Origin of the sequence: Metabacillus niabensis (assembly GCF_902829255.1) — a bacterium.
Taxonomy (GTDB): Bacteria; Bacillota; Bacilli; order Bacillales; family Bacillaceae; genus Metabacillus; species Metabacillus niabensis.
Genome location: NZ_CADEPK010000198.1, coordinates 1 through 18940, shown reverse-complemented (window position 1 = coordinate 18940; position 18940 = coordinate 1). Strand labels below are relative to the sequence as shown.

Sequence of the window (18940 nt, the reverse complement as noted above, 5' to 3'; positions counted from 1 at the left end):
ATTCTAAAGTGTCAACCAGTTTAACTAAAATTCTGAAAATAGTACGTTAGATTTTCTAACATACATTGAGTAAATTGTAATATTTTCTCGTTCTAATCACCATATTTTTCCGTATCAAATCGTAAATCCATTTCACTTTTGTAAGATACTAACATTTTTTCAGACAATGCTCATTAACTATTTAACTGTCCAAATCGGAATACTGTAGTAATTTCGTCCTGCTTTATTAGCAATAATTTTATAACATACTCAAAAATTTGGCTTCCCCTCCTTTAAACGACTATAATAGTGATTGAATGAACTTATATAATAATTTGTCCAAAGTATTTACAGGGTAATGTACGCTTGAATACAAATAAAATCATTCAACATTTTTTTAATAGCTCTTGAAAAAGGCATACTGTTAAAAGGATAATATGAAATGTACATAAGAAATGAGGGAACAAGTATGGAAATTATTGATGCAACAATTGAAAAGTTAGAAGATCCTTTTGGTATCTTATCAGGGGAGCGGTTTGAAATTTTCCTTACGTTAAATATTGAGGAAGATGATGAACTATATAGCGAAAATGGAGTTATGCTAAAACTCATCTATGCGGTTGAAGAAGCTCAATCTAAAATTGTCCAATATGATTTTATTGAAAAGAAAACCGAACAAGTATTAGACTTCGCATTAGAGGATGATGAAGAAAAGGTTATCGATGCATATTGCCAGCAACTAATTAAAGAATATGTAGATGTGGATTGATTTCTCTACTTTTGACTGCAATAAAAAGCTGTATAGCTTTGAAAAGTTTACAAGAAACTTCTATTCAAAGCCACTTTTTACGTCAACGCACAGAAAGTAAGCAAGCTTAAGCCTATTAGCAAACTTGTTTTTAATTTCAACACATTAAAAAGGCTGACAAAATAAATTTTGTCAGCCACAAATATGCTTATTATTATAATTTTACAACGTCTTCAGCTTGAGGACCACGGTTACCTTCAACAATGTTGAATTCTACTTTTTGTCCTTCTTCTAATGTTTTAAAACCTTCACCAGTAATAGCACTGAAGTGAACGAATACATCGTTTCCTTCTGCAACTTCGATAAATCCGAAACCTTTTTCTGAATTAAACCATTTTACAGTACCAGTTGTTTTCATGAGAGAAACCTCCAAAGATTTTTTAATATGTTACTCTATATTTACTCCGGTAAATAAAAATTCACATATTATAGAGAGTATCAAATTAAGGAGTAGATAATCTCTATAATATGTGAATTATATAGCTCCATATTTGTTCTAAAAATAAATTACTAACGAATAATCTATTTCATCACTCTTATTTATATAATTGAAATCGCAAAAAGTTCAAAACAACGAAAGCCCTACCTCTCTTTCGTCCTTACGGCTCCTAGACCGTGCCAGTGTGAATTGATTTAACGTATCTGTTTAACAGTTATTACTAACCGACAGTAAGAAAAAGCATCCACAACGCACTATTTTTAATGAATTTCTTATAATAAGCACTATATTACTGTAACCTATTATCCTCTAATTGTCAATGTAAGCATTTACTTCCCCTTGTCCTACCGTTAATTCATCTCTTATGTGGCTTATTTTATTTTTATGAATTGAGCTATAAATAATAGACTAGTAGAAATCAAAATAATTGAGATTACCCAGTCCCATGCTAATTCCATATTACCACTATCAATTGCAACATATATAGCTGTTGATACCGTTTGGGTTTTCCCCGGAATATTTCCCGCGAACATAAGTGTTGCTCCAAATTCCCCTAATGCTCTTGTAAAGCTTAAAATAAAGCCTGTTACAATCGATTGAAATGATAAAGGCAACGAAATACGGTAAAAAACTGCCCATTCATTTGCACCATCGACTCTTGCTGCATCCTCTATACTATTGTCAATCATTTCAAAGCCAGCCTTTGTTACTTGATACATTAACGGAAAGGCAACAACAACAGCTGCTATGACACCTGCCCACCAAGTAAAAATGATTGGTGATCCAAATATAGATTGAATGACTTGACCAATAGGACTATTCACGCCAAAAATAATAATTAGGAAAAAACCAACAACAGAAGGTGGAAGAACTAATGGTAAAATAAAAAGGATTTCTAAAAATATCTTCCCCTTCCATTTTAAATTCGCCATTATTTTCCCGATAAGAGTTCCAATTACCATGACAATTGCGCTCGCAATAATGGCAATTCTTATCGATAAAATGATTGGATCCAAAAATTCTGTACTCATCTTTACCCCTCAATCTACAACTTTAAACCCGTATTTTTCAAAAAGCTTTAAAGAATTTTCCCCCTTTAAGTAATCAAAAAATTTTTCACTTTCCTTAAAATGCTTTGTTTTAGCAACAATGCCTACTGGATAAATGATCGGGGAGTGTAATGACGAGTCTATTGTCGCAATTACCTTTACTTTATCAGTCGTATAAGCATCTGTTTTATAGACTATTCCCGCATCAACATTACCTGTTTCTACATAGGATAAAACTTGTCGAACATCTTTTGCTGTTATGATTTTCCCCTCTATATCCTGCCATAAGTTGAGGTTTTCTAAGGCCTCCTTTGCATACTGACCTGCTGGGACAGTATCCGGAATTCCAATTGCAAGCTTGTTAATATGGTGAATATCATTGAATGCTGACATCGTTGACTCCTTAGGAGCTATTAAGACAAGCTCATTCCTCAACAATGGTGCAGTATCTTCTTTCTTTAACATCCCTTTTTCTACCAAATTAGCAAAATGCTGTTCATCTGCCGAAAAAAATAAATCAACTGGTGCACCTTGTTCAATTTGCTTACTTAACATACCACTTGCTGCAAAATTAAGATTAATAGTTATTTGATACTCTTTTTCGTAATTCACTTTAATTTCTTCTAACACATTTTTTAAACTAGCAGCTGCAGATATTGTGATTTCACTTTTCTTTTCAACGGATTCAGTTGATGTGCAACCTACAAGCATAAACAATAAAAAAGGTAGTAATAGATAGCGATATCTAGTTAGCATATCATTCACCCACCACTAACTGGAGGGATAAAGGCGACCACATCACCTTCACGGATGATGTCATCATTTAATGCATATTCTTCATTTATTGCAACCATAACATGTTCAAGGGAACCGACATCATATTTTTCCGAAATCATGGCTTTTAATTGTCCTACTGTAACGTTAGTAATGTTCAATTCAAAACTATCTTTTCCTATTCTTTCTTGTAAATGTGCAAACAATAATAGTTTAATCATTTATTGCCTCCTCTGATGGCTTTCCCTCTGGATAGGATATTTTCTCTAACTGATCTCCGATCCATTCCTCTCCATCTTCCCATTTTTCCTTTTTCCAAATCGGAACAATTTGTTTAATCCGTTCTATCGCATACTCATTCGCTTCATAAGCATCTTTTCTATGTGGTGTTGATACAGCTATGACAACAGCAATATCTGATATCTCTAATTTGCCAATCCGATGAGTAATGGCTACCTCTGCATCCTTCCATTTTTCTTTGATTTCATTTCCTATTCTCTCTAGCATTTTTACAGCCATTTTTTCATAAGCTTGGTATTCTAAAAATAATGTTCTTTTTCCATATGTGAATTCTCTCACCGTTCCAATAAAGGTTGTTATAGCACCGGCTTCTCTGCGAATAACTTTATTTGTCACTTCCTCTAATGCGATTGGTTCTTTTACAATTTCAAATAACGACTTACTCAATCGACTCACCTGCTTCATTTGTAATTAACCATTTTATACATTCTTGGTTATTTTCAAATAATTTATATGTATTTACTATTTCTTCTGGAAGTTGAACCTCTGATACTATACACAATACATTCGTTATATTTTCCAGTAGAAAGGCATCCTCTGTAGATCTTATAAAAACTACCTTCGGATAACATGCAGCTTTATACCCTTCAACAACAATGACATCAAGCGAAAAATGAGAATAGAGCTTTACAAGCTGCTGCAATGAAAAGCTGATGGATTCTGAATTAAGAATTAATGAACCGTTCCCTTCAATCACTGAAACTAGTGCGCCTGCCTCACGATGCTTACCTGTATCCTTCTTATTATCATGATGATGAATTGCACTTACGTGACCATGATGTTTAATCGTTCCAACCTTTAGTTCATTTTTCACTGCCTCTTTTATATAATCAACAACAAATGTCGTTTTCCCGCTATTTTGATATCCAATTACTTGAAAGACTCTGCCCACGGTATATCACTTCCAATTTGATCTTCTATCATTAAGATCTCTACTAAATCTCCAGCTTGATACCCTCTTGTCCCTCCAGGTAAAACAATAAATATATTCGCATCTGCAAGTGAAGTTACAACATTCGATTTATCCAAGCCTACAGGCGTTGCTATTAATGTTCCATCTGAAAAGCTCATCCGCCCTCTTACAAACCGAGTAAATGGGTTAGGCTTTAAAAAATCCTTTCCTAAAACAGCTTTTGTTTTTTGAAGGTGTGGATAATTAGAATGGAGGAAAGTTCTCACGATTGGCCGAACAAATAATTCAAAGCCAACATAACAAGCTGATGGATTACCTGACAATCCGAATAATAATTTCCCATTATATTCAGCAACGGTTGTAACACTTCCTGGTCTCATCGCTACCTTATTAAATAAAACATTCGCCCCAAGAAGTTGATAAATCTCAGGTAAATAATCATAATCTCCTACTGAAACCCCACCGGTTGTGATTAAAAAATCAACCTCTTCTAATGCTTGTTTCACAGCTTCATAGCATGTATTAAGATCATCCACTAGCTTACCGAAAAAAACAGGCTCTGCACCACATCTTTTTACCTGTGACTCGATCATATAGGAATTGCTGTTTCGAATTTTCCCAGGCACTAACGGTTCATCAATCTCTAACAGTTCACTCCCTGTTGCAATGATTCCAATTTTCGGTTTTTTTCCTACCGCTACTTTTGAATACCCGAACGTTGCAAGCAGAGCAATGATTCCAGGTGTAATATAAGTTCCTTTTTTTACAAGGATTGTCCCTTTTTTAGTGTCCTCACCTTTAAAGGAAATATTATCTCCACTGCTAAAACGCCGTTTTATCGACATAAACATCTTTTCATTCTTTTTATAAACTTTTGTTAATTCAAGCATAACAATCGCATCACAGCCACTAGGTATTTGCGCACCAGTCATAATCCGGATCGCTTGATTTTTCCTTAACGTAAAATTACTGACTGCTCCTGCACCTATTTCATCAATAACTTCAAATTCTACCGGGTTTTCAGAACTTGCTTCCGTTGTATCAACTGACCGTATAGCAAATCCGTCATATGGTGACCGATCAAATGGCGGCACATGGTGATCAGCAATTAAATCCTCTGCCAAATATCTTCCATCACTATCTTGTAAAGAAACATATTCACTAGTGCCTTTTATTGAAAACTTTAGAATTTGATTAATTGCCTCTTTCACCGCCAAAGGCTTTCTTTTCTCTATCATTAAATCACTCCGTCACAAGAACTTTTTAATTATAATTCTTTTATAGTATCACTATTTTGTAAAGCAATGTAATCTTCCTGTGAGTTTATATTACAAAAAGCATCCTGATTAGCAAGAATAAAATTGTCCGACAAATATTTTACATTTATCTTTTCAAGTAGACTCATCATTTTATATCGCTCTTTTTGAAGAGCCTCATCAATATATTCAAAAGTACTATAGTGATAAACACCAACTAACGGATGAATTCTATTATTAATTTTAGGAATAATCGCTAAAGTTCCTTGTTCTCTAGCATCTACCAAACAGCGAATAATCTTTTTATTTATTAACGGTATATCACACGATAAAATCATATACCATTCAGCCTTTTCATACTTCATCGCTGTATATATCCCAGCTAGTGGACCCTTTCCTCTAACATGAATATCGTCCATTAAAATCTCATTTCGTGATGTTTCTTCGAAAAAATGCACGATATCAGGATGGCTAATAATGATCTGTTTATTCGTTACTTCTTTCATTGCATCAATCGAATGTTCCCAAAAACATTTCCCTTCAAATTGTGCAAATGCTTTAGGCTGTCCAAATCGTTGTGAACGACCACCTGCTAATAAAACGCCAATCATATTTTCCAAGCCGCGATCAGCTCCTTAGTAATTTTACTGCCTTTTAGATCGAAATGTTGTGATAAATGACACGAGTAGAAAAACATTGACTATGTAAAAAGATCACTTCTTTTTCATTCTATCATCTTATCATGCTCATTTATGCATCTATACACTGAAAAAAGTCAGTTACCAAAGAAGTAACTAACTTTTTAGGCTTTACATTATTATATAATTTTTAACTGTTAATACACAGATACAATACGGCTAACCCGCTTCTCTAGCATTCTCATTCCACTTGCTCCAGCTTGGAAATGACGAAGCTTTCCCTCTTTATCAAACAGATAATAGGCAGGTACATATTTATTTTCAAATGCATTCGTTAATTTTTTCTTACTATCAACAAAGATAGGATGAAAAACACTATGTTCTGCTGCAATTTTCTCAATATCTACAATATTTAAATCATCTTCTGAAATCGGCATATGTACTGCAACAATATTTAATTTACCTCTGTAATGATCACGAAGTTGATTCACTTGTGACATCGCTTCCTTGCAAACATGACAGCTAATTGACCAAAAATGCATAAGTGTTGGCTTCTCTCCAATCAATTGTTCTTTAGTAACTTCACCATTTAACCACTCTGTAGCACCCGAAAGCTCTGGCATTGACTCGCGTAATTTCATCTTAATTTCCCTCCACATTGTGTCAATCGTAAACTGAAGATAATGGCGCTTACAGAAAAATCTGAATAAGTTGACTGGAAAATTTATCATTCTAAATAAACGCTCAATTCTTTTACAGTGCCATTATAGGAAAGACATCTTAGTCAGTCAATACAAGGCAAAATAGAAAATTAAAAAGGCTCTTTGAACTATCTTTTAAAAAGGCACTTTTTATACTATTGTTGTTTGGCAGCTTAACTTTGTAACGGTTAGTGCGAGAATTGCTGTAGGATGCGCGGGATAGGAGAACAACAGGTGTTTAACCGATAGAATCTTTCCCCCGAGAGAGCAAGTATTGCGCAATAAAATAAATTAATACGACTACTAATAAAAGACTAAATGATAATGCTATTTTCCTATATTATTCTTTTTACTTAACAAACATTGTATATTCCCCCTATTTTATGTTTAACTATTGAAAGGTAAGGTAACTAAACAAAACCGTTAAGATGGTTTGTAACACTTTTTGAAAGGAAGTTATTTATGGATTTTATAACAAATATAAACTGGGCATTATTATTAACAAATGCAGGCCTCATTATTTTAAAATTAATTGGTATTACCATCGCCTTTTTCATTGTCAGATCTATCGGTAATAGAGTCGTTAAAAAGTTATTTCAACGTTTTCAAGAACGGAATAATATTTCAGCTGGACGTTCTTTAACATTGCAAAGCTTATCTTTAAATGTTTTGTCATATGTATTAATATTCATGTTTATCGTTATGGTATTTCAAGTATTCGATTATGATGCGACAGCATTACTTGCAGGAGCTGGTGTTGTTGGACTAGCAATAGGATTCGGTGCTCAAGGGTTAGTTAGCGATGTTGTTACAGGCTTTTTTCTTTTACTTGAAAAACAAATCGATGTTGAGGATTATGTAACAATTGCTGATTTTGAAGGGATCGTTGAGCAAGTCGGACTTCGCACAACACAGGTTAGAGGATTTGATGGAACACTTCATTTTATTCCCAATCGTGAAATTAAAAAAGTGAGTAACCATTCCCGAGGTAATATGCGGGCTCTTGTCGATATAAGTATTCCTCATGATAAAGATCTAGACCGGGCAATAGCTGTTTTACAAGATGCTTGTGATAAATACCGAAATGAGGATACTTCAATTGTCGAAGGACCAAATGTTATAGGTGTACAAGCACTTGGCTCTTCCGATGTTGTTATTAGAGTCATTGCGAAAACAGAAAATATGCAGCAGTGGGCTGTCGAGAGAAATTTACGAAAGCTTTTAAAAAATACTCTTGATGAAAATGAGCTTTAACCTAATATTTTCAAATAAAAGAGGTTAGAAAAACTCCAACCTCTTTTTCTCTGTTATTGATTAAATTTACTTTCAACTCTTTGACAAATTTCATCTGCAGATAATCCACTTGCCTCAATTACAGATCCCGCAGTCACTGTGTCGCTTATACCCATTATGTTACGATCTTGCCCAGTTATTACACAGCAATCACAGCCTTGTGCATCATTTTCATTTTTTAATTGGACAACATCATAACCCTTTTGTTGCAGTGCTGCTGTCACATCTGACAATGATTGTTCCACACCAATTTTTGGCATCGTTTATCCACCTCCTACATGTATTGTGTACAGAGGTAGATAAAATATACTTTGACTGTACTAAACAATCGCTTTCTTCAAAGTATTGCCTTTTAAAAGAATAAAGTTTTTTGAGCGAAAGGAATGATTCACTACTTTTGTTCTGATTTGAAGGTAATATATTTTGCCATAACTTCTACCGCAACTTCTATAGCCTTTTCATTTGGCGTTAATTTTGCATGGTGTAACCCGTAAGGCGAACCAACCCCAAGCCAAAACATAAAGCCTGGAATTTGACTAACCATATAACCAAAATCCTCACCTGTCATCGCTTCAGTACATAACTGTACATCAAAATCTGTTTGTTCAGCAGTATATTCCATAAATTCAGCTGTTAATGCTTCCTCATTATAGACTTGATGATACATTGCACCATAATCAATTACTGCTTGACAGGAATAGCCGATTTCAAGTCCTTTTACTAAAGCTTCAATTCTTTCTTTTACTTTCTCCATGGATTCTACTGAAAGTGTACGTATCGTACCTTCTAATCTAGCATTTTCGGCAATGATATTTTGAACGGTACCTCCAGTAATTTTTCCGATTGTAATCACAGCACTATCAAGTGGGTCAACATTGCGAGCCACAATTGATTGAAGCTGTGTCACAAGGGAACACGCTGCAACAACCATATCATTTGTATTGTGCGGATATGCAGCATGTCCCCCCTTTCCTTTTAAATCAATAAATAGCTCAGAAGTATTAGCAAATAACAAGCCAGGCTTTGTTGCAATTGTTCCAACCGGAAGCTCTGGAGCAATATGTAATGCAGTGATGATATCTGGTTTCCATTGCATTGCAATTTCACTGTTTAACATTGGTTCCGCTCCACCAGGGCCTTCTTCAGCGGGTTGGAATAAAAATAGCACATGATCTTCAATCGGATTTTCAATAAAATGCGAAAGAATTCCAAGTGCAATTGTCATATGAAAGTCATGACCACAAGCATGCATATAGCCAGGATGTGTTGACTGAAAATCATATCCCGTTTCCTCAGTTATTGGCAATCCATCAATATCAGCACGATATCCAATCGTTTTCTTCGGATTTGTTCCTTTGACAAGGGCAAAAATACCCGTCCGCCACGTTTTGATTTCTAATCGTTCACTAGGAAACTGATTAAGGATGTTTAATAAATATTGCTGTGTTTTCACTTCTTGGAAGCCAATTTCGGGAATTTGGTGTAAGTCCCTACGGATTTGGATTAATTGTTCCTTTTGCATCTTTTCACCACCATATACTGAAGGCGCGGATTTAATCATCCACGCCTACCTCTTATAATTGTCGTAATTCCTGCATTATCTCAGTTTTTGACTTTGTTTTTGCATCAATGTCTTTAATTTTTCTAGCTGGAGCACCTGTTACAACTGTGTATGGTTCAACATCCTTTGTTACAATAGCTCCTGCACCAACAACCGCACCTTTTCCTACAGTCACACCTTCTAAGACAACAACGTTAGCGCCGATGACAACATCATCCTCAATAACAACAGGTTTTGCTGAAGGTGGCTCAATAACACCAGCTAATACTGACCCAGCACCAATGTGACAGTTTTTCCCAACAGTCGCACGTCCACCAAGAACTGCGTTCATATCGATCATTGTGCCTTCACCGATTACACTACCGATATTGATAGAAGCTCCCATCATGATGACAGCATTATCACCAATTTCAACTTGGTCACGAATAATCGCACCTGGCTCAATACGTGCTTTAATCCCTTTAAGGTCTAATAAAGGAATAGCTGAATTACGTCGGTCATTTTCAACTACATAATCTTCAATTTTCTCTTTATTATTTTCAATTGCTTCTTGAATATCAGACCACTCACCGAATACAACTCCGGTATTTCCTGTTAGGAACGTTTGTGCAGATTCACCGAAATTAATTCCTTCTAATTCACCCTTTACATAGACCTTTACAGGTGTAGACTTTTTACTGTTTTGTATAAATGAGATAATCTCATTTGCATCCATCATTTTCATATGTATTTACCTCCTGTTCGATATGTCAATCATCCTTTACTGTATCAAAGGATGATTCGGTTGACAAGCTATGTTTGCTTAATTTTTTCACCGAAACAAAATTATACTATAAACTACCTTAACCATATAACAATTAGTGCCCTATCCAAATTACTTTTCATTACGAATAATATCAATAAATGCTTTTACTTGTTTTAGTTCAAAAGAAGATTCAAATCCTAATAACCATGTATCACGTTCTATTGGCTGTCCATATTCATCTAATAGTGGTATTTTATAAATATTTTGCTCATCTTCCTTTAAAGTGACTGACGGTAATATCGCAAAACCTATACCATTAAATGCCATTTGCTTACATGTTTCAATTTGGTCAACAACTATCGTGCGTTTAGGAGTTGTTTGAAATTGGCGATGCCACCAATCCTGTATTTCCTGATAATAGCTTGAATCACTTTTAAATTGTATAAAGGGTCTCTCAGTATGTAGGACATCTTCGACCCGGCTTATTTCTGTATCAACTAAGTATAAAGTATCTGTTAGAAGATGTTCTTTTATCCCTTTCCAATCATGATTCCCTCGAATTATTCCTAGGTGAACATGATCATCATACATGCTTTTTAGTATTTCACTACTCCACCCTGTAATAAGTGAAATCTTCGCATGTGGATAGGTTTGAACATATTTTTTTAATCTTTCAGGTAACCAGTGTTGCCCTATTATTGAGGCAACAGCTAGCTTCAATGTGCCATGCACCTCATTTTCCAGTTCAGAAATTTGCTCCCTAACCTTTTCTTCCTTTTCTACGACCTCTTTTGCAAAAGAAATCACTTTTTCTCCCGCAGGTGTTAACAATAAACCTTTTGGAGAGCGAATAAAGATTTGAAACCCCCAAGATTTCTCAATTGATTGTAATCGTTGTGATAATGCCGGCTGAGTAACAAACAATCGTTCTGATGCTTTTCTCATATTCATTTCCTCAGCAAGTACAACTAAGATTTGTAGTTCTGACGTTTGCATAAAAACACCTTCTTCACATAATTCAGATAGTTCATCTTTTGATTATTCCAAATAAAAAGGCTGATGCTAAGTATCAGCCCTTTTTGATTTAGGTAAAAATAAAATAAGCAAAAAGCTAATAATCGCAAAGCCAAAAATAAATATAAAGACATGATGCAAAGCAAATTCTAGACCATTCTGCAAAAGATTTCTTGCTTCCTCTGACAAATCACTTCTTTTTGATTGGTCAAGTAATGTAGTTGTTGAATCTAGGTTAAGATTATCTTTAACTCCATGGTCAGAAAAGTACTGCATGATTTTGCTATTTAAAATTCCTCCAAGCAATGCTGCACCTATTGTACTGCCAACATTTCTCATAAACATATTTGTTGCAGTTGCAACCCCTCTTTTATTCCAGGAAACAGTACTTTGGATTGACACGATAAATGCTGTTAAAGTTAGTCCCATTCCGATTCCAATTAAAAAAGAGCCTGCAGCAGCCATAATAGGGCTATTTTCGCTAGATAAAAAGATAAATATAGTAGTACCAACAACTAACGATAAGCCACCTATTAGTGATGTTGTCCTAAATCCAATTGTTAAAATTGCTTTGCCAGAAATCATCGAGGCAATCGGCCAACCAATTGACATTGTTGTTAAAGTTAAACCAGCAATAATTGCTTTTTGTTCCATAACACCTTGGACAAAGGTTGGTAAAAATGAAGAGAGTCCAATTAATATGACACCTGTTGTTAAAGAGGTGAGATTGGCAATTAGGATTGAGCGTTCACTCCAAAGTTCAAACGGCATCATCGGTTCATCAATTTTTCTTTCATAGATAACAAAAGCTATTATCGATATAATTGAGATTCCAATGAGGAAGAGAATTGGAAATGAGAGCCATGTCCAGCGAACTCCCCCTTCGACTAAAACAAACATAAAGGCTGTAACAGCAATAGTAAGAAGGATTGCTCCAATGTAATCAATCTGTGGCTTTTTCTTCTCAATATTTTCATGTAAAAAAAGATATAAACCTATAATTGCCAATATACCTAGTGGAACATTAATCCAGAAAACAAAACGCCAGCTGACAAACTCGACTAAAAGTCCACCAATGGCAGGGCCCATTATCGCAGAAATCCCCCATACACTAGACAAATACCCTTGAATACTTGCTCTTTCCTCCTTTGTGTATATGTCACCAACTATCGTAGTTGCGATAGGCATTACTGCACCAGCACCAAAACCTTGTACAAATCTAGCAAAAATTAACCATTCCATCGACGTTGCTAATCCACATAAAATGGACCCAATTAAAAAGAGTATAATTCCTATTGTTAATATTGGTTTTCTGCCGAATAAATCAGATAATTTTCCATAGATTAATACCGTTACTGCATTCATTAATAAATATGAAGAAAAAACCCAGCTATATAACGAGAAATCGCCTAATTCAGCAACAATTGCCGGCATTGCTGTAGCTACAATTGTCGCTTCAATCGCAGCCATGAACATGGCTAACATCACTGTTACGAGAACAAAAGGTCTTTTAGTTGTTTTTTGTTTAGACTGAAATAATACTTGTCCCAAGAAAAATCAATTCCTTTTCAGTTTAAAATATGTAATTGAAAATGGGGAAAAGAACGACTTTCATCGTTCTTTATCCAATATCAGGTTGGTGCACCCGTTTCTTTAGGCGCTTTAAAATTGCCCGTCTTGTAAAAATACCTTCAAACACATGATCTTCGTTTTGAACACATACAAATGGATGATTCACTACAAGGTCTAAGCCAACTTCCAATGTATCATCCAAAAATAATCTTGGAATATTCGTATTCATTACTTCTTCTACTTTCATTTTCTCTAGCTTTTCAAACTCGATTCTCTCTAATCCAAATATGCTATCCATAATTAAATTCATTCCTATTAAACCATGCAATTTAAATGTTGGATCTAATACCGGAATTGCCGTATAGCCTGTTTTCGTTAATACAAGTAACGCATGTTGTAGGTTGTTGCCAACTTGAACATGGGCAACTTTATCTCCTGGTATCATTAAATCTTGTATTGTCGCATTCATTAACTCTTCTGTTTTAATATTCATCATTGCTGTTTCTTCCTCTCTTCATTTCATTAGCTCTTCACCATTTTCTAATTCGTTAACCGAGAAAGTGTGTGAAAGTGAAACGAATCAATCATCATTGAATAAAAACACCCTTTTCTATCATAACATATTGTATTCATTCTTTTACGTGAAAACACTTACAAATACTCCTTTACTTGAAATCGAAAAAAAAATGATACCTAATTGGTATCTTTGTAATAATTTGATCTTTAAATACGTCATGAACTTTTTCACCGTTCAGTATTCTATTATCGAATCCTTAATTTTTCATAAAGAGTAAGTAGCTGTAAATACTTCGATTGCTCCATCCTTTTTATCCCTGATTCTATATCATTCAACTCACTGATTATGATTTCAAGTGCATATTGTTGGCTAATTAACGCTTCCGCTAATAATTGTTTATCGTCTAAGGTTAATTTTTTTAACTTCGTTTCCATGTTTCCTCCATAAATTAGAAAAATTTTTCATAACCTTTATTTTGTAAATCGATTCGCATAACTAAAAGCCGTATATGATTCAGGTTTTATCTTTGCTTCGATTCCCATCGCCTCTATTCTGCCAGTCATCTCTTGTATTAACTCCTTCGTCATACCCTTTCTTCCGATATCAAGATGGATTTCAAACAATAAATTAGCCCCTTCATGAACAAAGGGAATTAACAAATCTGTTAATTCATTTAAATGATCAGATATGAAATAAGCTGCTATTTCTTGACTAAGAGCCGTTTCCATTGAAATTTTCTCTCGTAAGCTTACTATTGGCCTCTTTTCACTATGTAACTTTAAGCAACCCCAAGCTCCCTTACCAACACGATGGATATGGATCGCTGTTATAAACTTTGTCTCCTGATGATGAACATGGGAATCAGAACCAATCGATAGGACATATTCTGAACGTGGATCTTTTAACAAAAAGCCTTTTATACGCTCGATTACTGTTGCAAATGACATTCGCTTTTCTGAGACATTATAAAAGGTGAAAGATTCGTTCATATCATTACTCCTTATCATTAACCGCTTTTGTCAAAATTGCCTTTCATTACATTATATGACGTCAATAAGTTGAAATATGAGTTGAATCTGAAGAAAACAGGAGGTGAACACGTTCGATTTTATTTTAAATAAAAAATAGTCATCCCATAATTGGAATGACTATCCTTTACTTGTCTCAATGTTTTTAATTGACTCATGACAATGAGAGCACGTAAAGATGACATTTTGATTTGATTGAGCTGTTAACGACTTTGACAGTGATTGTTGTTGTTGACAGAATGGGCAAATAACTTTAGGATCTTTTCTCATGATAGACTCCTTCTCTCGAGTTTTTTGAACCATCTTAAATCGAACAACATTATACTTAATACTTATTGAAGTAAATCAAAAATCTCCATCGCAATCATATCAATATTATCAAATTGGTATGATTGTGGTTTTTCGCCTTTTTGATAAACCTCTAATTCAAACGTATTAGTTTTATCGAAATACTTCACACTGCAACGCTTTTCACCTTCAACCTCAAAAAAACGTTGTAGAGGCTCACCAGAACCTGCATTTTCTTGTAAACTTTGTAGTCTTGTAATAATTCCTAATAATTGTGACACTAAATATCCCCCTTCCGGAAGAGTTAACGGAAAACTGTTTCCTATTCGTATTGTTATACTCTACCATACATTTTATCCACGAAATAATATTTCAATAAGTAAGTATCTTTACTTTGTGCCTTTACAATTTTACACTATGTATTAAGGGATTACCAAATAAAACTTTTATTATTCTCTACAAAATAAAAAAATTGTCGATTTTTATTCATTATCTTGGCATCATTTTTAGCAATATTAAACTTTTTTAATTCGTTTTTATTGGAATTAAACAAAAGGAGAACTGTAATGAAAAAACAAGTAGTCGTTTATACACAACCAAGCTGTCCACCATGTCAAATTGTCAAACAATTTTTAAATCATTATCAAATAGAATACAGCGAAAAAGACGTAAGCATAGATTCGAAAGCTCGCGATATTTTAGTAAATGAACTATCTTCAACTTCAACACCAACTGTGACAGTTGACGATCAAATTGTCATCGGCTTTGATTTGCAAAAGCTTGAGGAGCTATTGGAGTTAAAATAAAATAAAGTACATAGAAAAAGCTTGGTGACCAGCCAAGCTTTTTCTCTTTCTATTAAAAGGGGTTTGGGGGAAAATCGAGAGTTGCATGACTAATCAAATTCCTGGTTAATCGAAGACTCGGGTTAAATCCTCTAACATAAATAAGACCAAGAACTTGAAGAGTTATTGTTCTTATTTACAATGATAATGATTATCACTTTCAATGTCAACCTTTTTTAGCTAACTTATTTCTTATAACTTTTGTTTTTTTTCGTAAACTTCTATTTTTACTTTAGTTGTCGCTTTTGATTAATATCTGCTACAGAACTTGTTTTTCGCAGGGTGGGTAGTGAGCCTAATTAATGTAACACTTATGGGATCTCACCTATCCCACTTATCCCCCAGGAGTCTCGCAAGTAGCTCCTCTCATTAACCTTTATATAAATAGTGCTAAAACAACAATCTTTCAAAAAAGAGCCCAAATTTTTGTATCTTTAATAGAACTGATAAATAAAGTCCAACATAGTGGTAAAAATAAACGATAATTTCCACAGCACCTTCATAAAAAAACAGCGGAACTCTTCCGCTGTTACCAACTGATTGTATAAGCAAGATAAAAGATATATGCTAGAGATAGAATACCTGCTATTAAAAAAGCTAAAAAAACCGGATTTCGTATATACGGATGTGCTTGAACTTTTTCGCTTATTTGACCATCCTGTTTCGCTCTTCTCTCACTTACCGTCCGTCCAACTTTAAACGTGTAGATTAAACTAACAATGGAAATAATTAGAGCTAGTGTAAAAAGAATCGTTGTAAAATTGCTCATTCCATTTCACCCCTTAATACGTAAGATACCTCAGAATGATTAGGAATATGCTTTGGATTTCATTTCCTTCTAATAAATAGCCCTTACAATAAACTTTCCTGCTCATATAAAAATTCATATGACAAATCAATAAATAAGTAATGCTCCTGATTCAATGGATAAGAAAAGGTGCGAATTAAATCCCCCTTCTCAATATCACTATAAACATCACTTAAAAACCCTTTTTTATCAAAGCGCATTTTCATAATATTAGCTAAAAAATAAGGACGCCAACTCCAATTTTTCAAATAATATTCCGGTTGAACTTCCCATTCGTCTTTCTTATATATATTCACTGATTGTTGAAAGCCGTCCTCGTCACATATGTAAATTCTAAAACTACAATCATCTAAATGGACTGCTAATTCAGCTAATAATTCATCATAATTTTCATATTGTTTTCCTAATTTCGCTATTAATTGGTGGATTCGCTCATGAAAGTTCTCAGTAAAATGGTGAAGTTTTTCAAGCTTCTTTTTTTCTGATGAAATATAATGCTGAAATTCATTTCTCAACCTTTCTTTGCAATCATCGCGATCAATAAATTGTCTTTTCGGCTTCTCTAAAAAATAACCTTGATAATATCTCCCACCATTTTTCCATGCATATTGAAGTTGAAAATTCACTTCAATATCCTCATATAGCAAGGTCGCACCGATTTTTCTTGCTAATAATGAAATGGAATAAAGGACATCATAGTAAGATTGCAATGGTGAAGTCATACGCAACGGCTGTAAATCAATTTTTAAGATATCTGGTGAGAGCAGGCCAATTCGATCTAAATTGCTGCTTGCTTTCCCAATATTATCGATCGCGATTTTAATTCCATATGTTTTGTAATACATTAATAAATGATAAAGCTGATCAACATCTCCACGGAAATTATGTTCATTTATCTCGATTACTACTTGATTTAACTTCAAGCCGTGATTCTGCTTTTCAAGGAGAATTTCAAGAAAGCTTTCACCGTGATCAAGCATGAGAAGATTAGCATCACGGTTTATAAAGATTAAAAGTTCTGAATCATTTAGCTGCAAAAATTCATCTAGCGCTTTATTAACGATCCAATCATCTACCTCTACTCGAAAATCATCTGGTATATTATCATCTTGAAAAAATGAACCTAGACTTTTCATTTCATTTTGATTAAGCTCGATTCTACCTAATATTTCATAGCCAATGACCCTTTGTTCATCAGCACTAAAGATGGCTTGATAATATGGTATAACCTTTTCCATATTCGACATAATATCTAATGGATCCATGACAATCCCCTCACCCTATATGTATCTAAGTATGAATGATTATATCATAAATCCTATTCGATTTCGTATTTCTAAGCTGTGTTTTGAAACAACTAATTTCTTACGTAAAGGCTGTTCAAACATTTCCTTAACGGATAATTGTTAGTTAAAACCATATAGAGTTAAATTCTATTTTGTCTATTTCGCGAAAAATAAATAAACTAATAATGTACATTGCTTAAAAAGGGTGTTGCCTTAATGACTGTCCTCCATCAATTGTTATGCATTCACCGTTAATATAAGATGCCTCATCAGATATTAAAAATGCAGCAAGATGAGCAATTTCCTCAGGGGTGCCTAATCTTCCTAATGGTACACTGCGCAGAGTTCTATCTGCTGCTTCTTTTGACTCCCAAAGTTTCTCAGCCCCACCTGTTCTCTCTATCGGTCCGGGTGCAATCGCATTTACTCTTATTCCATATCTACTACCCCATTCAACTGCTAATGTTCTAGTTAGCGATAAAACGCCAGCTTTTGCTGCAGCTGAATGAATGACTCCTGCACCAGCATCCCATGCATATGTTGCGACCATATTCAATATCGTCCCTTTAATTTGCCGAGAAATCCAGTACTTACCTATAGCTGAAGAACAATAAAAGGTTCCATTTAAAACGATATTAATCACAGAATTCCAGCCGTTTATTGAAAGCTTCTCGGCTGGACAAATAAAATTCCCTGCTGCATTATTGACCAATACATCAATTTGACCAAAATTTCGCTCAACCTGTTCAATCATTTCCTCAATCTTTTGTGGGTCCCTTACATCAAGCTGTACAGGCAATACTTGCCCTTCATATGTTTCAATTTCTAGCTTTGTTGCTTCTAGTTTTTCAAGCGTGCGGCCGATAATTACAACTTTGGCTCCAGCATTTGCAAAGTGGCTAGCCATTGCTTTCCCCATCCCATTTGAACCACCTGTGACAACAATCACTTTATTTAACAAGCAATGCACCCCCTATTTTGTCTTAAATTACCAAACTAAGGAAAAATAATGAATGGTCATTCATTTTATTTTAACATAAATATTTGGCTAAAATCTAACAAATATATGAAGATCTATTTACATATTTGTTTTTCATAGAAGTAATAAATTGAAACATGTTATACT

General features: G+C 34.4%; 25 protein-coding genes. 3 read left to right on the top strand and 22 right to left on the bottom strand.

The annotated features are described in order from the left end of the window. Nucleotides 1-448: 448 nt before the first annotated feature. Nucleotides 449-748: a DUF6509 family protein gene (locus tag HU235_RS13180; protein WP_095299080.1), complete on the top strand. Its 300-nt coding sequence runs from the start codon at nucleotides 449-451 to the stop codon at nucleotides 746-748. Nucleotides 749-941: 193 nt separating this feature from the next. On the opposite strand, the gene HU235_RS13175 is transcribed toward HU235_RS13180, so the two are convergent. From HU235_RS13175 to HU235_RS13135, 9 genes are all read right to left on the bottom strand, one after another. Continuing rightward, the gene (locus tag HU235_RS13175) at nucleotides 942-1145 is read right to left on the bottom strand and encodes a cold-shock protein (protein ID WP_066330721.1); all 204 of its coding nucleotides are present in this window, start codon (nucleotides 1143-1145) and stop codon (nucleotides 942-944) included. Between the two features lie 452 nt (nucleotides 1146-1597). Beyond that, nucleotides 1598-2257, bottom strand: a complete 660-nt coding sequence (gene modB / locus HU235_RS13170; protein WP_174880494.1) for a molybdate ABC transporter permease subunit — start codon at nucleotides 2255-2257, stop codon at nucleotides 1598-1600. Between the two features lie 9 nt (nucleotides 2258-2266). Beyond that, nucleotides 2267-3031 carry a molybdate ABC transporter substrate-binding protein gene (modA, locus tag HU235_RS13165; protein ID WP_174880493.1) on the bottom strand — a complete coding sequence of 255 codons (765 nt, stop codon included), beginning with the start codon at nucleotides 3029-3031 and terminating at the stop codon, nucleotides 2267-2269. A gap of 5 nt (nucleotides 3032-3036) precedes the next feature. Then, on the bottom strand, nucleotides 3037-3270 hold the full coding sequence (gene moaD, locus HU235_RS13160; protein ID WP_174880492.1) for a molybdopterin converting factor subunit 1: 234 nt from the start codon (nucleotides 3268-3270) through the stop codon (nucleotides 3037-3039). After that, nucleotides 3263-3736 carry a molybdenum cofactor biosynthesis protein MoaE gene (locus HU235_RS13155; protein WP_174880491.1) on the bottom strand — a complete coding sequence of 158 codons (474 nt, stop codon included), beginning with the start codon at nucleotides 3734-3736 and terminating at the stop codon, nucleotides 3263-3265. The genes moaD and HU235_RS13155 overlap by 8 nt, the downstream gene beginning before the upstream one ends. Next, entirely contained in the window at nucleotides 3729-4241 is a 513-nt protein-coding gene (gene mobB / locus HU235_RS13150) for a molybdopterin-guanine dinucleotide biosynthesis protein B (protein ID WP_174880490.1), read from the bottom strand. Before mobB ends, HU235_RS13155 begins: the two co-directional genes overlap by 8 nt. Continuing rightward, nucleotides 4220-5500, bottom strand: a complete 1281-nt coding sequence (locus HU235_RS13145; RefSeq protein WP_174880489.1) for a molybdopterin molybdotransferase MoeA — start codon at nucleotides 5498-5500, stop codon at nucleotides 4220-4222. Before HU235_RS13145 ends, mobB begins: the two co-directional genes overlap by 22 nt. Before the next feature lie 29 nt (nucleotides 5501-5529). Then, nucleotides 5530-6129, bottom strand: coding sequence for a molybdenum cofactor guanylyltransferase (locus HU235_RS13140; RefSeq protein ID WP_233452220.1), 600 nt, complete (start codon nucleotides 6127-6129; stop codon nucleotides 5530-5532). Between the two features lie 224 nt (nucleotides 6130-6353). Further along, entirely contained in the window at nucleotides 6354-6797 is a 444-nt protein-coding gene (locus HU235_RS13135) for a TlpA family protein disulfide reductase (protein ID WP_174880487.1), read from the bottom strand. A gap of 522 nt (nucleotides 6798-7319) precedes the next feature. On the opposite strand from HU235_RS13135, the gene HU235_RS13130 reads away from it, so the two are divergent. Beyond that, nucleotides 7320-8111 carry a mechanosensitive ion channel family protein gene (locus HU235_RS13130; RefSeq protein WP_174880486.1) on the top strand — a complete coding sequence of 264 codons (792 nt, stop codon included), beginning with the start codon at nucleotides 7320-7322 and terminating at the stop codon, nucleotides 8109-8111. 53 nt (nucleotides 8112-8164) lie between these two features. On the opposite strand, the gene HU235_RS13125 is transcribed toward HU235_RS13130, so the two are convergent. From HU235_RS13125 to HU235_RS13080, 10 genes are all read right to left on the bottom strand, one after another. Continuing rightward, nucleotides 8165-8410, bottom strand: coding sequence for a YkuS family protein (locus tag HU235_RS13125; protein WP_095299099.1), 246 nt, complete (start codon nucleotides 8408-8410; stop codon nucleotides 8165-8167). A 131-nt stretch (nucleotides 8411-8541) separates the two neighbouring features. After that, nucleotides 8542-9672: an N-acetyldiaminopimelate deacetylase gene (locus HU235_RS13120; RefSeq protein ID WP_095299163.1), complete on the bottom strand. Its 1131-nt coding sequence runs from the start codon at nucleotides 9670-9672 to the stop codon at nucleotides 8542-8544. Nucleotides 9673-9724: 52 nt separating this feature from the next. Beyond that, a complete protein-coding gene (gene dapD / locus HU235_RS13115) occupies nucleotides 9725-10435 on the bottom strand; it encodes a 2,3,4,5-tetrahydropyridine-2,6-dicarboxylate N-acetyltransferase (protein ID WP_095299101.1) in 711 nt (236 codons plus the stop codon). Nucleotides 10436-10585: 150 nt separating this feature from the next. Beyond that, a complete protein-coding gene (locus HU235_RS13110; protein ID WP_095299103.1) occupies nucleotides 10586-11452 on the bottom strand; it encodes a LysR family transcriptional regulator in 867 nt (288 codons plus the stop codon). Between the two features lie 66 nt (nucleotides 11453-11518). Beyond that, nucleotides 11519-12955 (bottom strand): MDR family MFS transporter, encoded by a 1437-nt coding sequence (locus HU235_RS13105; RefSeq protein ID WP_174880495.1) that lies wholly within the window; start codon nucleotides 12953-12955, stop codon nucleotides 11519-11521. A 136-nt stretch (nucleotides 12956-13091) separates the two neighbouring features. Further along, nucleotides 13092-13538, bottom strand: coding sequence for a cyclic-di-AMP-binding protein CbpB (cbpB, locus tag HU235_RS13100; protein WP_095299105.1), 447 nt, complete (start codon nucleotides 13536-13538; stop codon nucleotides 13092-13094). A gap of 266 nt (nucleotides 13539-13804) precedes the next feature. Then, a complete protein-coding gene (gene abbA / locus HU235_RS13095; RefSeq protein ID WP_095299107.1) occupies nucleotides 13805-13993 on the bottom strand; it encodes an antirepressor AbbA in 189 nt (62 codons plus the stop codon). A 36-nt stretch (nucleotides 13994-14029) separates the two neighbouring features. After that, nucleotides 14030-14548, bottom strand: a complete 519-nt coding sequence (locus tag HU235_RS13090) for a ribonuclease H-like YkuK family protein (protein WP_095299109.1) — start codon at nucleotides 14546-14548, stop codon at nucleotides 14030-14032. 159 nt (nucleotides 14549-14707) lie between these two features. After that, nucleotides 14708-14857 (bottom strand): hypothetical protein, encoded by a 150-nt coding sequence (locus tag HU235_RS13085; RefSeq protein WP_095299110.1) that lies wholly within the window; start codon nucleotides 14855-14857, stop codon nucleotides 14708-14710. A 62-nt stretch (nucleotides 14858-14919) separates the two neighbouring features. Further along, the gene (locus tag HU235_RS13080) at nucleotides 14920-15156 is read right to left on the bottom strand and encodes a YkuJ family protein (protein ID WP_095299111.1); all 237 of its coding nucleotides are present in this window, start codon (nucleotides 15154-15156) and stop codon (nucleotides 14920-14922) included. Nucleotides 15157-15441: 285 nt separating this feature from the next. On the opposite strand from HU235_RS13080, the gene HU235_RS13075 reads away from it, so the two are divergent. Further along, nucleotides 15442-15681 (top strand): glutaredoxin family protein, encoded by a 240-nt coding sequence (locus HU235_RS13075; RefSeq protein ID WP_174880485.1) that lies wholly within the window; start codon nucleotides 15442-15444, stop codon nucleotides 15679-15681. A 568-nt stretch (nucleotides 15682-16249) separates the two neighbouring features. Here HU235_RS13075 and HU235_RS13070 read toward each other — a convergent pair. From HU235_RS13070 to fadH, 3 genes are all read right to left on the bottom strand, one after another. Further along, complete coding sequence (locus tag HU235_RS13070; RefSeq protein ID WP_095299115.1) at nucleotides 16250-16489, bottom strand: hypothetical protein; 240 nt, start codon at nucleotides 16487-16489, stop codon at nucleotides 16250-16252. Between the two features lie 83 nt (nucleotides 16490-16572). Continuing rightward, nucleotides 16573-17793, bottom strand: a complete 1221-nt coding sequence (locus HU235_RS13065) for an EAL domain-containing protein (protein WP_174880484.1) — start codon at nucleotides 17791-17793, stop codon at nucleotides 16573-16575. A 217-nt stretch (nucleotides 17794-18010) separates the two neighbouring features. After that, nucleotides 18011-18775, bottom strand: a complete 765-nt coding sequence (gene fadH / locus HU235_RS13060; protein WP_095299118.1) for a 2,4-dienoyl-CoA reductase — start codon at nucleotides 18773-18775, stop codon at nucleotides 18011-18013. Nucleotides 18776-18940: the final 165 nt, after the last annotated feature.

Bases quoted from the DNA above. Each gene is read 5' to 3' on its own strand.
- HU235_RS13180 (WP_095299080.1), top strand. From the start codon at position 449: ATGGAAATTATTGATGCAACAATTGAAAAGTTAGAAGATCCTTTTGGT.
- HU235_RS13175 (WP_066330721.1), bottom strand. From the start codon at position 1,145: ATGAAAACAACTGGTACTGTAAAATGGTTTAATTCAGAAAAAGGTTTC.
- modB (WP_174880494.1), bottom strand. From the start codon at position 2,257: ATGAGTACAGAATTTTTGGATCCAATCATTTTATCGATAAGAATTGCC.
- modA (WP_174880493.1), bottom strand. From the start codon at position 3,031: ATGCTAACTAGATATCGCTATCTATTACTACCTTTTTTATTGTTTATG.
- moaD (WP_174880492.1), bottom strand. From the start codon at position 3,270: ATGATTAAACTATTATTGTTTGCACATTTACAAGAAAGAATAGGAAAA.
- HU235_RS13145 (WP_174880489.1), bottom strand. From the start codon at position 5,500: ATGATAGAGAAAAGAAAGCCTTTGGCGGTGAAAGAGGCAATTAATCAA.
- HU235_RS13140 (WP_233452220.1), bottom strand. From the start codon at position 6,129: ATGATTGGCGTTTTATTAGCAGGTGGTCGTTCACAACGATTTGGACAG.
- HU235_RS13135 (WP_174880487.1), bottom strand. From the start codon at position 6,797: ATGAAATTACGCGAGTCAATGCCAGAGCTTTCGGGTGCTACAGAGTGG.
- HU235_RS13130 (WP_174880486.1), top strand. From the start codon at position 7,320: ATGGATTTTATAACAAATATAAACTGGGCATTATTATTAACAAATGCA.
- HU235_RS13125 (WP_095299099.1), bottom strand. From the start codon at position 8,410: ATGCCAAAAATTGGTGTGGAACAATCATTGTCAGATGTGACAGCAGCA.
- HU235_RS13120 (WP_095299163.1), bottom strand. From the start codon at position 9,672: ATGCAAAAGGAACAATTAATCCAAATCCGTAGGGACTTACACCAAATT.
- dapD (WP_095299101.1), bottom strand. From the start codon at position 10,435: ATGAAAATGATGGATGCAAATGAGATTATCTCATTTATACAAAACAGT.
- HU235_RS13110 (WP_095299103.1), bottom strand. From the start codon at position 11,452: ATGCAAACGTCAGAACTACAAATCTTAGTTGTACTTGCTGAGGAAATG.
- HU235_RS13105 (WP_174880495.1), bottom strand. From the start codon at position 12,955: ATGTTAGCCATGTTCATGGCTGCGATTGAAGCGACAATTGTAGCTACA.
- cbpB (WP_095299105.1), bottom strand. From the start codon at position 13,538: ATGATGAATATTAAAACAGAAGAGTTAATGAATGCGACAATACAAGAT.
- abbA (WP_095299107.1), bottom strand. From the start codon at position 13,993: ATGGAAACGAAGTTAAAAAAATTAACCTTAGACGATAAACAATTATTA.
- HU235_RS13090 (WP_095299109.1), bottom strand. From the start codon at position 14,548: ATGAACGAATCTTTCACCTTTTATAATGTCTCAGAAAAGCGAATGTCA.
- HU235_RS13085 (WP_095299110.1), bottom strand. From the start codon at position 14,857: ATGAGAAAAGATCCTAAAGTTATTTGCCCATTCTGTCAACAACAACAA.
- HU235_RS13075 (WP_174880485.1), top strand. From the start codon at position 15,442: ATGAAAAAACAAGTAGTCGTTTATACACAACCAAGCTGTCCACCATGT.
- HU235_RS13070 (WP_095299115.1), bottom strand. From the start codon at position 16,489: ATGAGCAATTTTACAACGATTCTTTTTACACTAGCTCTAATTATTTCC.
- HU235_RS13065 (WP_174880484.1), bottom strand. From the start codon at position 17,793: ATGGATCCATTAGATATTATGTCGAATATGGAAAAGGTTATACCATAT.